General features: G+C 74.1%; 13 protein-coding genes and 1 tRNA gene. 11 read left to right on the top strand and 3 right to left on the bottom strand.

Features of this window, described 5'->3' with window-relative positions; genetic code table 11:
- Positions 1-22 precede the first annotated feature (22 nt).
- Together FF36_RS00550 and FF36_RS00555 are read right to left on the bottom strand one after the other, a co-directional pair.
- The gene (locus FF36_RS00550) at positions 23-3,238 is read right to left on the bottom strand and encodes an AAA family ATPase (RefSeq protein WP_044882935.1); all 3,216 of its coding nucleotides are present in this window, start codon (positions 3,236-3,238) and stop codon (positions 23-25) included.
- Positions 3,238-4,413 carry an exonuclease SbcCD subunit D gene (locus FF36_RS00555; RefSeq protein WP_044882936.1) on the bottom strand — a complete coding sequence of 392 codons (1,176 nt, stop codon included), beginning with the start codon at positions 4,411-4,413 and terminating at the stop codon, positions 3,238-3,240. Before FF36_RS00555 ends, FF36_RS00550 begins: the two co-directional genes overlap by 1 nt.
- Before the next feature lie 193 nt (positions 4,414-4,606).
- Between FF36_RS00555 and FF36_RS00560 the strand changes: the two genes are divergently transcribed.
- The 3 genes from FF36_RS00560 (at position 4,607) to FF36_RS00570 (ending at position 8,426) form a co-directional block, all read left to right on the top strand.
- Complete coding sequence (locus FF36_RS00560) at positions 4,607-5,866, top strand: glutamate-5-semialdehyde dehydrogenase (RefSeq protein ID WP_044882937.1); 1,260 nt, start codon at positions 4,607-4,609, stop codon at positions 5,864-5,866.
- A 163-nt stretch (positions 5,867-6,029) separates the two neighbouring features.
- Positions 6,030-6,917, top strand: a complete 888-nt coding sequence (locus tag FF36_RS00565; RefSeq protein ID WP_044882938.1) for an AAA family ATPase — start codon at positions 6,030-6,032, stop codon at positions 6,915-6,917.
- Between the two features lie 78 nt (positions 6,918-6,995).
- Positions 6,996-8,426 carry a vWA domain-containing protein gene (locus tag FF36_RS00570; protein ID WP_044882939.1) on the top strand — a complete coding sequence of 477 codons (1,431 nt, stop codon included), beginning with the start codon at positions 6,996-6,998 and terminating at the stop codon, positions 8,424-8,426.
- Positions 8,427-8,433: 7 nt separating this feature from the next.
- Here FF36_RS00570 and pgm read toward each other — a convergent pair whose 3' ends face one another.
- Entirely contained in the window at positions 8,434-10,101 is a 1,668-nt protein-coding gene (gene pgm / locus FF36_RS00575) for a phosphoglucomutase (alpha-D-glucose-1,6-bisphosphate-dependent) (protein ID WP_044882940.1), read from the bottom strand.
- Between the two features lie 310 nt (positions 10,102-10,411).
- Here pgm and nadD point away from each other — a divergent pair, with 310 nt between their 5' ends.
- The 8 genes from nadD (at position 10,412) to FF36_RS31315 (ending at position 14,967) form a co-directional block, all read left to right on the top strand.
- A complete protein-coding gene (gene nadD, locus FF36_RS00580; RefSeq protein WP_173667258.1) occupies positions 10,412-10,984 on the top strand; it encodes a nicotinate-nucleotide adenylyltransferase in 573 nt (190 codons plus the stop codon).
- 264 nt (positions 10,985-11,248) lie between these two features.
- Positions 11,249-11,716, top strand: coding sequence for a ribosome silencing factor (gene rsfS / locus FF36_RS00585; protein WP_044883044.1), 468 nt, complete (start codon positions 11,249-11,251; stop codon positions 11,714-11,716).
- Positions 11,713-12,414 (top strand): histidine phosphatase family protein, encoded by a 702-nt coding sequence (locus FF36_RS00590; protein WP_044882941.1) that lies wholly within the window; start codon positions 11,713-11,715, stop codon positions 12,412-12,414. Before rsfS ends, FF36_RS00590 begins: the two co-directional genes overlap by 4 nt.
- A gap of 79 nt (positions 12,415-12,493) precedes the next feature.
- A tRNA-Ala gene (locus FF36_RS00595) sits at positions 12,494-12,567 on the top strand.
- Positions 12,568-13,024: 457 nt separating this feature from the next.
- On the top strand, positions 13,025-13,225 hold the full coding sequence (locus FF36_RS00600; protein WP_199865292.1) for a hypothetical protein: 201 nt from the start codon (positions 13,025-13,027) through the stop codon (positions 13,223-13,225).
- Between the two features lie 251 nt (positions 13,226-13,476).
- Positions 13,477-13,890, top strand: a complete 414-nt coding sequence (locus FF36_RS00605; RefSeq protein WP_044882943.1) for a hypothetical protein — start codon at positions 13,477-13,479, stop codon at positions 13,888-13,890.
- 379 nt (positions 13,891-14,269) lie between these two features.
- The gene (locus FF36_RS36685; protein WP_236706250.1) at positions 14,270-14,599 is read left to right on the top strand and encodes a hypothetical protein; all 330 of its coding nucleotides are present in this window, start codon (positions 14,270-14,272) and stop codon (positions 14,597-14,599) included.
- A gap of 140 nt (positions 14,600-14,739) precedes the next feature.
- Positions 14,740-14,967: a hypothetical protein gene (locus FF36_RS31315; RefSeq protein WP_052680869.1), complete on the top strand. Its 228-nt coding sequence runs from the start codon at positions 14,740-14,742 to the stop codon at positions 14,965-14,967.
- Positions 14,968-14,973: the final 6 nt, after the last annotated feature.

A 14,973-nucleotide genomic window follows, 5' to 3' on the forward strand; every position in this document is an offset into this window, starting at 1 on the left:
GCCTCCGGGCCGGCCGGACGGTTCAGGGAGTGGTCTCGACGCGGCTGCCGTTCGTGCCCTTGACGACCCGGATCTGGTTCGGGATGCGCTGGCGCAGGTCGGCGACGTGGCTGACGACCCCGACGAGCCGGCCGCCGGAGCGCAGCTCGTCGAGGACGCCCATCACCTCGTCCAGGCTGTCGGGATCCAGCGTCCCGAACCCCTCGTCGATGAACAGCGCATCCATCCGCCGCCCGCCGGCCTCGGCGGTCACGACGTCGGCGAGCCCGAGGGCCAGCGACAACGCGGCCTGGAAGGTCTCGCCGCCGGACAGCGTCCTGGTGTTGCGTCGCCGGCCCGTCCACGCGTCCTCGACGAGCAGACCCAACCCCGCCCGGCGCCGCCGGTCGCGCCGCTCCTCGGTGTCATGGACGAGGGTGAAGCGCCCGGCGCTCATCGCGGCGAACCGCCGGCTCGCAGCGGCCGCCACCTCCTCCAGCCGGGCCGCGAGCACGAAGCTCGACAGCGGCATTCCCTCGGTGTTGCCGCCGCGGCCCGCGGCGAGCTCGGCGAGCTGATGCAGCTCGTCGGCCTCGGCGCGCAGGGGACCCAGGGCGGTGAGATCCGCGGTGAAGGAGGTGCGGAGGGCTGCGAGCTCGGTGGCCCGCCCGCTCGCCCGCGCGAGCGATGCGACGGCCGACTCGTGTGCCTGCCGAGCCGCCTCGGCGGTCGCCTCGTGCTCGGCGAGGGGCACGGTGGTGTCGGGGTCGACGGCGAGATCGTCGCCGGCCAGCGCCGCGGCGACCGCGGCGGTCTCCTCCCGGTACTCCTGGACCTCCTGCTCGGCGATGCGTTGCCAGTCCCCGTCGCGGACGGCGGCGGCGGCATCGTCCAGGTCGGTGAAGCCGGCCTGGCGAACGAGGTCGAGCGCGGTGAGACCGGCCCGCACGTGCTCCGCGCGGGCCCGCTCGGCCGCCAGTTCCGCCTCGTGCGTGGCCTCCTGGTCGGCGGCGAGCGCCGTCACCGCGTCCAGTCGGGCCGTCAGGGCCTCAGCGTCGCGCAGGTCGGCGGGAACCGCGGCGAGCCGTGTCGCGGCCAGCCGGCGCATCTGCGAAGCGCGCAGCCGGGCCGCCTGCTCGCTGGACCGCGCGCCCGCCAGCCGGGCAGCGGCGTCCTTCTCCTCCTCGTACGCGGCGAGCAGGGCTACCTCGGCGGGAGCCAGGTCCGCGGCGGCCCGACCGCGGGCAGCCACCAGGTCGTCCACGCCGGCGGCGAGCTCGGCGAGCCGGCGCGCCGCCGCAGGTGCCCGGTCGTCGAGCAGCTCGACGAGATCGAAGCGTCGCACCTGCGCCAGCGCGTCCGCGGCGCCGTCCGGTGCTGCCGCTGTCCCGTCGGGTGCCGCTGTCCCGTCGGGTGCTGCTGTCCCGTCGGGTGCCGCTGACTCGTCCGGCTCTGCCGAGTCGTGCGCGGGCGGGAGGTCGGGCGAGCCGTCCGTGCTCGGGCCCGGTGGGGTGGGCGAGTCCGAGGGATCGGACGGCTCGCGGGCCAGCTCGGCATGCAGCGTGCGGACCTGCGTCTCCCACCGGTCGGCGGCGCGCAGTGCGGTCGCCGCGCCGGCCGCGCGCCGGTCCGCCTCCTGCTCGGCGGCGGTCTCCTCGTCCTTGCTCACATGATCGGCGCGGACCCCTGCCGGATCGGGGTGTTCGAACGCGCCGCAGACCGGACAGGGCGTGTCGTCGACGAGCGCCGCGGCGAGTTCCGCGGTGATCGCGTCGAAGCGCTGCCGGCGCACGTCCCCGGCGCGCGCCCGGGCCTCGGCGGCGCGGTCGCGGGCGGTGTCGGCATCCCGGCGGGCGCGGTGCTGCTCGGCGACCGCATCGGCCAGTTCGCGGGTCCACCGGGCCCGTTCGGTCAGAGCCGGCAGCGCGGCGCCGGCTCGGCGTGCGGTGGCCACCCGGAACTCGGCGGCCGCCCGGACCGCCGGCAGTTCCGCGTCGAGCCGGCCGGCGAGCGCCTCGGCGTCGCGCCGGTGCTCCTCGGCCTCGCGCTCGGCCTCCCTCGCGGTCCGGTCGTCGTCCTCCGCCTCCGCCCGGGTCCGTGCCAGTCCCTCGAGCCGGCCGACCTCGACGTGGGCGAGCCGGACGAGCCCGCCGAGCTCCTCGACGCCTGGGGGTCCGCCCGGCCCGCCCCCCGGGTCGGCGCGCAGCAGGCCCGGGGGGTGAGCGGCCAGACGCTGCCAGGCCGCGTCCGCCGCGACGCGGGACTGCTGGGCGGCCGCGGTGCGCCGGCGCAGCTCGGTCAGCGCGGGGGTGACGACCGCGGCCCGCCGAGCGGCGTCGGCGTCGGCGGCGAGCTGATCGACGGCGACTCGGCGATCGTCCAGCTCGTCGCGGCGCGCCGTGAGCGCGCGGCGCCGCTCGATGCGGCGGATGAGGTCGCGGGCGTCGGCGAGCGCGGCGTCGGCGGCGGTGCGGGCCTGGCCGGCGGCCTGGTGCGCCGACTTGGCCGCGGCCGCCGACGCGTCCGCCTCGCGGGCCAGCTCGGTGGCCCAGCCGGGATCGTCCGTCGGGTCCGCGGGCTCGGTCACCCCGGCGACCTGGGCGATCCGCGCGGCCACCCGACCGAGCTCGGCCGTGGCGACCGCCAGCCCGTCGCGGCCGGTCTTGGCCCGGTCGCGCAGCCACTGCTCGGTGAACTCGAAGCGGCTGACGTGGAACAGCGTCTTGAGCAGCTTCTCCCGGTCGTCGTGCCCGGCCTGGAGGAAGTCGGCGAACCGTCCCTGCGGCAGCATGATGACCTGGAAGAACTGGTCGTGGGTCATCCCCAGCAGCAGGCCGATCTCATGCCCGACGTCCTGCGGCCGGGTGGCGAGGGTGTCCCAGCCGTCGGCGGTGTGCCGGTCCAGCCGGGCGGTGGGATGGGTCCGGGTGGTGCCGCCGCCACGCTTGGGCCGGTCCCACGCCGGGCTGCGGGTGATCCGGTAGCGCCCGGCCGAGACCGAGAACTCCAGGCTCACCTCCGGTCGGACCGAGGCGTCGGCGTGGTGGGACCGCAGGTCCGGGCCACCGGCGATCTTGCCACGCATGCCGGGGACCTCACCGAACAGCGCGAAGCCGATCGCGTCGAGCAGGGTCGTCTTGCCGCCGCCGGTCTCGCCGCACAGCAGCAGCAGGCCGCCGCCGCTCACCCGGTCGACATCGACATCGACGCGGCCCGGGAAGGCCCCGAACGCCTCCAGGCGCAGCCGGTGGGGCCGCATCAGGCCGCATCCTCGGCGATCCGGGCCGCGTCGAGGGCCTCGGTGAGCAGCGCCCGTTCCCGTGGCGACGGGTCGTTGCGCACGTGCGCCACGAACGCCGTGGCGATCTCCAGGTCGGTCCGGCCGCGGGTCCGTTCGCCGAAGCTGCGCTCGTCGGCCGCGCCGGGCGGTGGTTCGTGGGCGAGGCGCAGCGCGTGGGGGAAGCGTCGTTGCAACGTCGCCATCGCGTCGCCCGGCCGCACCGGATCCGTCAGCACCGCCGAGACGAAGTCCCGTTCGTGGGCGGCGAAGGTCGCGGCGGTCAGCAGCTCGTGCAGGGTGCCGCGCAGCACCGCCATCCGCCGTTCGGTGGGCACCTCCACGCCGCGGACCGCCCGGACCCCGTCGCGGCCGATGTCCACCAGCAGGGAGGTCTTGCGGTCGGCGGCCTCCGAGAAGGAGAAGGCCAGCGGCGAGCCGCTGTAGCGCACGGCGGGCGTGATCGCCTGCGGGCGGTGCAGGTGGCCGAGCGCGGTGTACGTGATGCCGTCGAACAGGCTCGACGGCACGTTGCCGACCCCGCCGACGGAGATGTCGCGTTCGCTGTCGCTGCCCGCGCCGCCGGTGACCCAGGCGTGCGCGAGGACGACGCTGCGGGCGCCCGGGTGGCCGCCGAGGTCGGCCCGCACGGCGCGCATCGCGCGGCGCATCGTCGCCGCCTGCGAGTACTCTGCCGCGGCGGCTGCGCCGGTAGGACTCTCGGCCTCCGCGGCGGGCAGCAGGGCGTTCGCGGTCGTCGGCTCCAGATAGGGGATCGCGTAGATCCGCACGGGGCCGTCGGCGTCCTCGACGACGACGGGGACGCCCACCGCGGCCGGATCCGTCCTGATCCGGATCCGCGGGTCGAGCAGGCCGGACTTGTCTCCCAGACGGCGCGCGGCGTCGTGGTTGCCGCTGATGGCCACGACCCGGGTGCCCGCGTCGCGCAGCCGCGACAGCGCCTCGTCGAACAGTTCCAGCGCGCGCACCGGCGGGATGGCGCGGTCATGCACGTCGCCGCCGACGAGGACCACGTCGACGGACTCCGCCCGGACGACCTCGACGAGGTGGTCGACGAACGCGGCCTGGGCCGGCATCAGGTCATGGCCGTGCAGGCCGCGGCCGAGATGCCAGTCGGAGGTGTGCAGGGCGAGCATGCGAGCACGGTAGGCAGGCGCCCGTGGCCGACTGGCACGGGGGTCCGGCGTGGTCGTGGCGTCGGGCCGTCGGGCAGCCAGAACGCCCGAATCGTCACCCGGTCCGCGCGGGCGGCCGCGAGTGTCGCCCGGCGCCGGTAGCCTCAGGACAGTGGGCTGCGCCGCGGCGCCCGCACTTACGGAGGATCCGGAAATGATCACCTCTGCGGAGGCTGTCCGAGACGTAGCAGTGCGCGCGAAGGCGGCGGCGGCCCTGCTGGCCCCGGTCAGCCGCGGCGAGAAGGACCGGGTGCTGCTCGCGATGGCCGAGGCGCTCCTCGCCCGGTCCGCGGGGATTCTCGCCGCCAACGCCGAGGATGTCGCGGCGGCGCAGGCGGCGGGAACGCCCGGTGCCATGGTCGACCGGCTCACCCTCACCGAGGCCCGCCTGGCGGGCATGGCCGACGGGCTGCGTCAGGTCGCCACGCTGGACGACCCGGTCGGCGAGGTCGTGCGCGGGCGGGTGCTGCCCAACGGCATGGAGCTGCGGCAGGTCCGCGTCCCGCTCGGCGTCGTGGGGATCATCTACGAGGCGCGGCCGAACGTCACCGTGGACGCCGCGGGGCTGTGCCTCAAGAGCGGCAACGCGGTGCTGCTGCGCGGCAGCGCCTCCGCGGTGCGGTCCAACATCGCTCTGGTGGAGGTCCTGCGCGACGTCGCCGCGGCGGGCGGCCTGCCGGTTGACGCGGTCCAGCTCGTCCCCGGCCTCGACCACGACTCCGTCAAGCACCTGATGCGTCTGCGGGGGCTCGTCGACGTGCTCATCCCCCGGGGCGGGGCCGGGCTCATCCGGGCGGTGGTGGAGGAGTCGACCGTGCCGGTCATCGAGACCGGGGTCGGCAACTGCCACGTCTACGTCGACGTCGACGCCGATCTCGACCAGGCGCTCGCGATCACCGTCAACGCCAAGACCCACCGGGTCTCGGTCTGCAACTCGGCGGAGACGCTGTTGGTCCACCGCGCCGTGGCGGATCGGTTCCTGCCGCGGGTCCTGGCCGCGCTGCACGACGCGGGCGTCGCCGTGCACGGCGACGAGGCCGTGTGCGCGGCGGACCCGCGCGCCGTGCCCGCCACCGACGACGACTGGGCCGCCGAGTACCTGTCGCTCGACATGGCCGTGCGCGTCGTGGACTCGCTCGACGACGCGGTGGCGCACATCCGCCGCTGGGGCAGCGGGCACACCGAGGCGATCGTCACCCGCTCGCTCGGCGCCTCCCGGCGCTTCATCACGAGCTGCGACTCGGCGGCGGTGATGGTGAACGCCTCGACCCGGTTCACCGACGGGGAGCGGTTCGGCATGGGCGCCGAGATCGGCATCTCCACCCAGAAGCTGCACGCGCGGGGGCCGATGGGCCTGCCCGAGCTCACCTCGACGACGTGGGTCGGCGTCGGCGACGGTCACCTCGTGAGCTGACCGATCCCGGCGGCGGCCGGGGGTGCTGCGGTCCCCGTACGCACGCACGGCGTTCGCCCGTCAGGGCCGGACCAAAGCCGCGGGCGGGGCGTAGTCGCCCGTCTGGGGCTTCATCCTGGCACTATGGACGTGGCGATGCTTGACACGGGGACGGAAGGTGGCCATGTCGCTTCAGGAACACGCTTTCGCCGACGTCGCGGACGTGCAGGAACGCCTCCGCGGGACCGGATACCTCGCGGACGAGGCGATCGCCACCACGGTCTTCCTCGCCGACCGGCTGCGTAAGCCGCTGCTTGTGGAGGGCCCGGCGGGAGTCGGCAAGACCGAGCTCGCCAAGGCCCTGGCCACCTCCGTCGGCGCCGAGCTGATCCGCCTGCAGTGCTACGAGGGCCTCGACGAGGCCCGCGCGCTGTACGAGTGGAACTACAAGAAGCAGCTCCTGCGCATCCAGGCCGGTTCCGGCGACGGCGGCACGGAGGGCTGGCAGCAGGCCCACGACGACATCTTCAGCGAGGAGTTCCTGCTGTCCCGGCCGTTGCTGACGGCGATCCGTCGCGAGGAGCCGACGGTGCTGCTCATCGACGAGACCGACAAGGCCGACGTCGAGGTGGAGGGCCTGCTGCTGGAGGTGCTGTCGGACTTCCAGGTGACGATTCCCGAGCTGGGGACGATCAGCGCGACCCAGCGCCCGTTCGTCATCCTCACCTCGAACGCGACCCGGGAGCTGTCCGAGGCGCTCAAGCGGCGCTGCCTCTACCTGAACCTGGACTATCCCTCGGCCGAGCGGGAGAAGGAGATCGTGCTCTCCCGGGTTCCGGACCTGCCGGAGAAGCTCGCCGAGTCGCTGGTCCGGATCGTGCGCGCGCTGCGCGCGATGGAGCTGAAGAAGGCGCCGTCCATCGCCGAGACCATCGACTGGGCGCAGACGATCCTCGCGCTCGGCTTCGACACCTTCGACGAGGCGGCCGTCGCCTCCACCCTCGGCGTGGTGCTCAAGCACGCCAGCGACCAGGCCCGCGCCATCGGCCATCTCAAGCTCACCGCGAACTGACCTGCGCGCACCGACTACCGCCGAACCACAACCGCGGCGGCCATCGCCACGGCCGCCCGTCCACAAGGGGGCGCCGGCATGAGCCTGCTGGACCGCACCGTCGAGTTCACCGCCGCCCTGCGCCGGGCCGGCGTCCCGGTCAGCAGCGCCGAGACGGTGGACGCAGCCCGCGCCGTCGGGGCCCTGGGCTGGGCCGACCGCGACGCCGTGCGGGCGTCGTTCGCCGCGACCCTGTGCAAGCGGCCGGTGTACCGGCCCGCCTTCGACACGCTGTTCGACCTGTACTTCCCGCCTCGCATCGGCGACGGCGTCTCGCTGGACGACCTTGTCGACGACCCGGCGGCCACGGGCGACGGCGCGGCCGGCGACGGGGAGCCGGATCCCGGCGACCTGACGCCGGAGGAGCTCGAGGCGCTGCGGCAGGCGCTGCGCGACAAGCTGCTCGACGCCCTGCGCGACGGCGACGACGAGGCACTGCGCCAGCTCGCCCGCCAGGCGGTGAGCGCGTTCGGTTCGGCGCGGGGCAGCGCCGGCCGCTCCTGGTTCCTCTACCGGGTACTGCGCGCGATGTCCGCGGAGACGCTCATCGCCGACCTGCTCTCGGCGCTGCTGGGCGATTCCGAGCGCGGCGGCCTTGCCGAACGGGCCGCCCGCCAGACGATCACCGACCGGATCCGCGAGTTCGAGGAGCTGGTGGGCGCGGAGGTGCGGCGCCGGATGGCCGAGGAGCGCGGCATCGAGGCCGTCGAGCGCACCGCGGTCAAGCCGCTCAGCGACCAGGTCGAGTTCCTGCGCGCCTCCCAGCGCGACCTCGTCGAGCTGCGCCGGCAGGTCCACCCGCTCGCGCGGCGTCTCGCGACCCGGCTGACCGCGCGGCGCCGCCTCGGCCGCACCGGCCGGCTGGACTTCCGGCGCACCGTCCGCGCGTCGCTGGCCACCGGCGGCGTGCCGGTGGACACCAAGCACCGTCCGCACAAGCCGCACAAGCCCGAGCTCGTTGTGCTGTGCGACGTCTCCGGTTCGGTCGCGTCGTTCGCGCACTTCACCCTGATGCTGACCCACGCGCTGCGCGAGCAGTTCTCCAAGGTCCGCGCGTTCGCCTTCATCGACACCACCGACGAGGTGACCCGCTACCTGCGCGGCCTTGACCTCGGCGACATGATGGCGCGGATCTCCGGCGAGGCCGACCTCGTCTGGTTCGACGGGCACAGCGACTACGGCCACGCCATCGAGGTCTTCGCCGAGAAGTACCCGGAGGCGGTGGGGCCGAAGACGTCGCTGCTCATCCTCGGCGACGCGCGCAACAACTACCGGCCGACGTCGGCGGCGGTGTTCCGGCGGCTGTGCGCGCAGGCCCGGCACTCCTACTGGCTCAACCCGGAGCCGCGCACCTACTGGGGTTCCGGCGATTCGGCGACCGACGTCTACGCCGAGCTGGTCGACGAGATGGTTGAATGCCGCAACATCGACCAGCTCCAGGTCTTCATCGAGCGCCTCCTGCCCTCCTGACGGTCGGTCAGCCGCGGGCGAGGGCCGCGTCCACGATCACCTGGGCCTGTGTGATCACCTCGTCGAGGTGCTCCGGCCCGCGGAAGCTCTCCGCGTAGATCTTGTAGACGTCCTCGGTGCCGGACGGGCGGGCCGCGAACCAGGCATCGCCGGTGACGACCTTCACCCCGCCGATCGCCGCGCCGTTGCCGGGCGCATGCGACAGCGCGGCGGTCACCGGGGAACCGGCCAGCGTGGTCGCGTCCAGGCTCGCCGGAGTGAGGGCCGCCAGGATCTTCTTCTGCGCCGCCGTGGCGGGCGCGTCGACCCGCCGGTACGCCGGCGCGCCGTGCAGTTCGGTCAGCTCCCGGTACAGCGTCCCGGGATCCCGGCCGGTGACCGCCGTCATCTCCGCGGCGAGCAGGCAGGCGATGAGGCCGTCCTTGTCCGTCGTCCACACCCCGCCGCCGCGGCGCAGGAACGACGCGCCCGCGCTCTCCTCCCCGCCGAAGCCGAGGGTGCCGTCGGTGAGGCCGTCGACGAACCACTTGAAGCCGACCGGTACCTCGACGACGGCGCGGCCGATGCCCGCGCCGACCCGATCGATCATGCTCGAGCTCACCAGGGTCTTGCCGATCGCCGTGCCCGCGGGCCAGCCGGCGCGGTGGCCGAACAGGTAGGCGATCGCCGCGGACAGGTAGTGGTTCGGGTTCAGCAGCCCGGCGCCGGGGGTGACGATGCCGTGCCGGTCGGCGTCGGCGTCGTTGGCCACCGCCACGTCGAAGGAGCCGGCGAGGCGAAGCAGGGAGGCCATCGCGTAGGGCGACGACGGATCCATCCGGATCTTGCCGTCCCAGTCCGTCGTCATGAACGAGAAGGTCGGGTCGACGGTGGTGTTGACCACCTCCAGGTCGAGCTTGTACCGCTCGGCGATTGCCTGCCAGTAGACCAGGCTCGCGCCGCCGAGCGGATCGACGCCGATGCGTACGCCGGCGGCGCGGATCGCGTCGAGGTCGATGACGTCGCCCAGGTCGGCGACGTACGCGCCGACGTAGTCGTGCACCACCGCGGCCGCCCGCGCCTGCGCGTAGGGCACCCGGGCGACGCCGGCGAGACCGGCTTCGAGAAGGGCGTTCGCACGGTCCTGGATGACCTTGGTGGCGGCGGTGTCGGCGGGTCCACCGTGGGTCGGGTTGTACTTGAAGCCGCCGTCGGCCGGCGGGTTGTGCGACGGCGTCACCACGATCCCGTCGGCGAGCCCACGTACGGATGGCGCGCCCGCCGCAGCGGCGCCGCGGTCACGGTTGTGCCCCAGGATGGCGTGCGAGATCACCGGGGTCGGCGTCGCCTCGCCGTCCGGGGCGATGCGCACCGCCACGCCGTTCGCGACGAGCACCTCCAGGGCGCTGGCCAGCGCCGGGGCGGACAGGGCGTGGGTGTCGATCCCGAGGAACAGCGGGCCGTCGACGCCCGCCGCCGCGCGGAAGTCGCAGATCGCCTGGGTGGTGGCGAGGATGTGGTCGGCGTTGAAGGAGCCGCGCAGCGCCGATCCGCGGTGCCCGGAAGTCCCGAACGACACCCGCTGAGCAGGATCCGTGGGATCGGGATGGACGTCCTGATACGCCGCAAGCAGGGCGTTGACGTCGATGAGGTCCTCGGGGGCGGCGGGCTGCCCCGCGCGTGGGCTGATCGGCATGGGCGGCGCCTCCTCGCGGTGGGACGGGGGTGGCCGGCGGCCTGCCATCAGCCTAGCCGGGTCGTCCCCCGCGGGGCGGGTTCGTCCCGGCGGCCCCGGCAGCGGTCGCCGAGACGGAGGCCGCCGGGTCGTCCCCCGGCGGGACGGGGAGCGCGGGGGTGGGGGCGCGGTGGGATCCGGCCGGGCGGCGTGCGGTGTGGGGATGTGCGGCCGCTGACGGGAGGCTTTGTGGGACATCTCCCGTCCGGCCGGGCGCTGCGCGCGCGTGCCGGTCATGCAGCGTTACTGTCCCGTCGTGCGTCTCGGCGTGATGGGTGGGACCTTCGATCCCGTCCACAACGGCCACCTCGTCGCCGCGAGCGAGGTGGCCGCCCTGTTCGACCTCGACGAGGTCGTGTTCGTGCCGAGCGGGCAGCCCTGGCAGAAGGTCCACCGCGTGGTCTCGGACCCGGAGGACCGCTACCTGATGACCTTCCTCGCCACCGCGGGGAACCCGCAGTTCACCGTCAGCCGGGTCGAGATCGACCGGGGCGGGGCGACCTACACCATCGATACCCTGCGTGACCTGCGCGGAGCCCGGCCGGACGACGAGCTGTTCTTCATCACCGGCGCCGACGCGCTCGCCCAGATCTTCACCTGGCGGGACCACCGCGAGCTGTTCGAGCTGGCGCACTTCGTCGGTGTCAGCCGCCCCGGCTACCAGCTCGCCCTGGACGCCGCGCTGCCGGCGAACTCGGTGAGTCTGCTGGAGGTGCCGGCGCTGGCGATCTCGTCCTCCGACATTCGCCAGCGGGTCGGACGCGGCGCCCCGATCTGGTACCTCACGCCGGACGGCGTGGTGCGCTACATCGCCAAGCGGCACCTCTACCAGCCGCCGGCCTGACCGCTTCCCGTCGCCGGCCTGGCCGGTAGGAGCCACCGACCTTCGGCGGCCCCAGCCCCGGCCCCAGCCCCGGCCCCGGCGCCGGACCGTCCCGAACCGTGGCCGGTGCGGCGATATCACGGTTTTCGGGCCGTCGCCGGCCTGATGGGTGCACTGCCCGGGCGGGGATGTGTCACGCTGGACTCAGCCGCCCGACCACGGGCGGCGCGCGGGGCGACCGGTGGTGGCCGTCCCGTGGACGTCGCCACCCTGGAGACCCTCAGCGTGACCGCTTCCCCGCGAGCCGTCGAACTCGCCCTCGCCGCCGCGCAGGCGGCGGCCGACAAGCTCGGCCACGACCTGCTCATCCTCGACGTGAGCGAGCGGCTGGCCATCACCGACTGCTTCGTCATCGCCTCCGCAGGCAACGAGCGGCAGGTCAAGGGCATCGTCGACGAGGTGGAGGAGCAGCTGCGCCGGCTCGGGGCCAAGCCCCTGCGGCGCGAGGGAGAGCGGGAGGGCCACTGGGTCCTGCTCGACTTCGTCGACGTCGTCGTGCACGTCCAGCGGGACGAGGAGCGCGTCTTCTACGCCCTGGAACGGCTGTGGAAGGACTGCCCGGTGATTCCGTTCACCGACGCGACCGTCGGGGTCGGGGCCGGTGCAGGAACCTCGGCGCCCGGGTCCTCCTCGGTGCCCGGGTCCTCCTCGGCGCCCGGCCCGCTCGGCGGCGGCTCGGTGAACGCCCTGTGAGGCTGCTGCTCTGGCGGCATGGCCGGACCACCTGGAACGATGTCGGCCGCTTCCAGGGGCACGCGGACCCGCCCCTGGATGCCACCGGACAGGCCCAGGTTGCCGCGGTGGCCCCGATCATCCGGGCGATGCACCCGGACCTGGTCGTCTCGTCCGATCTGCAACGCTGCCGGGACACCGCGGCCGGGCTTGACCTGCCGTTCCGCTCCGACGCGCGGCTGCGCGAGATCGATCTCGGGCTGTGGTCCGGACTCACCGGCGCCGAGGCGGCCGACCGGTTCCCCGAGGAGGACCGGGCCTGGCGCCGCGGCGACGACGTTCGCCGCGGGGGCGGCGAGACCTACCGGGAGGTCGCCCGGCGCGCCGGGGAGGTCTTCGACGAGATCCGCGCCGACGGGCTGCCGCCCGGGCCGGCCGGGCTCGTCGTGTTCGTGCTGCACGGCGGCACGGCGCGCTCGCTGATCGGCCACGTGCTCGGCCTGCCGCCGGAGCTGTGGTGGCACTTCGGGCCGCTGGCGAACTGCCGGTGGTCGGTCCTCCGCCAGGTCGAGGGCGGATACCGGCTCGCCGAGCACAACGCGGGTCCGCTGCTGACCGGTAAGATCGGCGTCGCCGGATCGGGTCTGTCCGAGCGCCTCCTGCCGAGCCAGGGGGCCCCGACAGAGTCCGACACGGAGCCTGTACACTTGCCGAAGTAGCCCGCCAGGCGCGGCGGTATCGGTGCCAGGGGGGCAACACACCGAGGTTCGCTCGGTCTGATATAAATGAACAGCAGTTGGGGCTGTGGCGCAGTCTGGTAGCGCATCACACTGGCAGTGTGAGGGTCAGGGGTTCGAATCCCCTCAGCTCCACAAGACTTTGGGCGTCTTGTTTTCTCCCTTTTGGGGGGAGAAACGGGGCGTCTCTTTATTTTGCCGGGGGGGCCGAGCCCCCCCGAGACCCCCCACGAACTTGCCCGTGGTTTTGGGGTGGGGGTGGGGGGTGATTTTGGGGTGGGTGGGGCCATCTGGTTTGGGGTGGGTGGCCTTGGCGGGCGATCGCTGCGGCGGGTTGGGGGCGCGGTCTCGTGCCTGATCCCGGTTGGGTGAACGGGGGGTGCCTTCCTCGCTGTCGGAAGCCGTTCGCCTCTACCGCGCCGAAGACTGTGCAGCCGTGGCCGCAGCGGTTCGGGCGCCGCGATACGCAACAATCGGCGAGACTCCGCCGATGAATGCTGGCCGTGGTGGTCACCGTCGCGCAGAGCCACCAGCGATCGTGGGGCCAGAAAATTCGCCCAGGACGACGCGGCTATCACGTCACGTGGTGGCCATGATCCCGCGGAGCGGGAAGTACCACAGCTTCCGCCTCATCCATCTCGGCGACACCTTGGTCACGGTCGACCCCGACAGGTTGCCGGCCCGACTCGCCGCTGCCGGCTTCGACCGGACGGGCATCGCCATGGCGGCAGGCAGCTTCCGCTTCCAGGGAACCCGGCCGCCGGTGGATTCCACGGTGGCACCGTCCGGCTGACGACCCAGACGAGCACGTCCGACGGTCCGCGGCGCGGACTCGCCCGACCGTCGGCAAGTATCAATGCAACGAGTTGCTTGAGGGTGCTGGTGGTTGCCGCCGCGCGAACCGTCATCGACCTCCAGCGCTCACAGATCCCTACGCCTGCCCGACCGCACCCGGTCGCAACCGCCCACGCCGATGGGGCGTACTCGGCTGGCCGGCCTCGCGATCCGGTCGGCCAGGGATTCCCGCTGGGCTAGCCTGTCCGCATGGCCACCCTCCAGCACCGGCGCCTGCGCGCCGCCTGGGTGGCCTTGCTGCTGCTCGGCCTCATCGCCGCCAGCGGCGTCGGCGGCGTCGGCGGGCGGCCGGCGCGCCTGCAGGCGGCCGAACGGGCGCTGCCAGCGGTCACTGCGGTGGCCGTCCCGATCGGTCCCGGGGAGACCACGACCCCCCGCCAGGATGCGCGAATCCTGGTGACAGGGCCCTGGTCGCCGGGCCATCCCACCACCTTCGTCCTCGCCGCGGCCGCCGTGGCCCTCGCCCTTCCCCGGTTCGGCCGCTGGCGATGCATGGCACACCGCGGCCGCCGTTGCGACGGCCCCGCCGAGCACCAGGCCGCCCGCGGGCCGCCGCGGCCCTCCCGCCCACTTCCGAGGCAGGCCCGCGCCGGGATCGCCTGATACCCGCAAGGCCCGCGGGGCCGCCGCGCGGCGATCGCGTGGCCTGTGCCGCGGCTGCCCGGCGTTCCTGACGCCTGTGCCGCGGCTGCCCGGCGCCCACGAGGTTCGTGCCGGGATTGGTTCGTGCCGGGATTGGCTCGTGCCGGGATTGGTTCGTGCCGGGATTGGCCGGTGGGGAATGCTGTCGCCGGCGCTTGCCCGGTCGCGTGCTCTCGGCCGCACCGCCGGTCCGCGCTTGTGGACCCGCATTCCCGTTTCGGGACGTCTGTCCGCTGGATGCGGCTTCGGTGACCTGCGGTGGCGGCAGACGACCGGCCTTGGAGTTCGGGCTTTCGGAGACTGCCCGTCGTAAGACGATCATTGACCGAAGGGGCGAACCGTGGATTCCGGGTTCGAATGGGATCGCATACTTCTCGCCGTCGCGCTGTTGGCCGCGATGTTCCTCCTGCCCGCCCTGGTGATCTGGCGTGACCAGGTCCGGGATCGACACCGCTTCGGGGCGCAGGCGCTGTCCCGCCCAGTCCGGTATGCGCCCGACGGCCAGAGCTACCGGGAGGGCGCGGCACGCGCGGCCGCTCCCGAGTGGACCGCGGGGGATGGGGCCGCGGGGGATGGGGCCGCGCGACAGCGGGCCGAGGCTGTTGCCCTCGACGGGGTGGTGGGTGAGGCGCCCTCGCCGTCGGTGGTCTCGGGAGGGCGTGGGCGGTGACCCGCGGTGGCTGACGCGTCGGGCGGGCCGCCGCCGGGGACCTGCTGCGCGGTGCCCTGGGGGCGACCGCCGTCGTCGCCCTGCTCGCCGCGCAGTTCGGCGACCGCTGGGGGACCCTCGCCCCGATCGCGCTGCCCGCGGTGCTGATCGGGTCGATCCTGCCCTGGCGGTCGGCCGCCCGGCTGGCCGGGTTCACGGTGGTGGCCGCGGTGCTGGTCGGCTGGGTGCAGGTGGGGAGCGTGGGGGCGGACCGCGGGTGGCGCTGCGGCCATCCGGTGCTGCTCGCGATGGTCAGCGTGGGGGCGGCGACCGTGCGGGGGCGGGTCGCCGGGCGGCACGCCGCCGGTTGGGCGGCGGCGGACGGCTAGACTCGA

Origin of the sequence: Frankia torreyi (assembly GCF_000948395.1) — a bacterium.
GTDB lineage: Bacteria > Actinomycetota > Actinomycetes > Frankiales > Frankiaceae > Frankia > Frankia torreyi.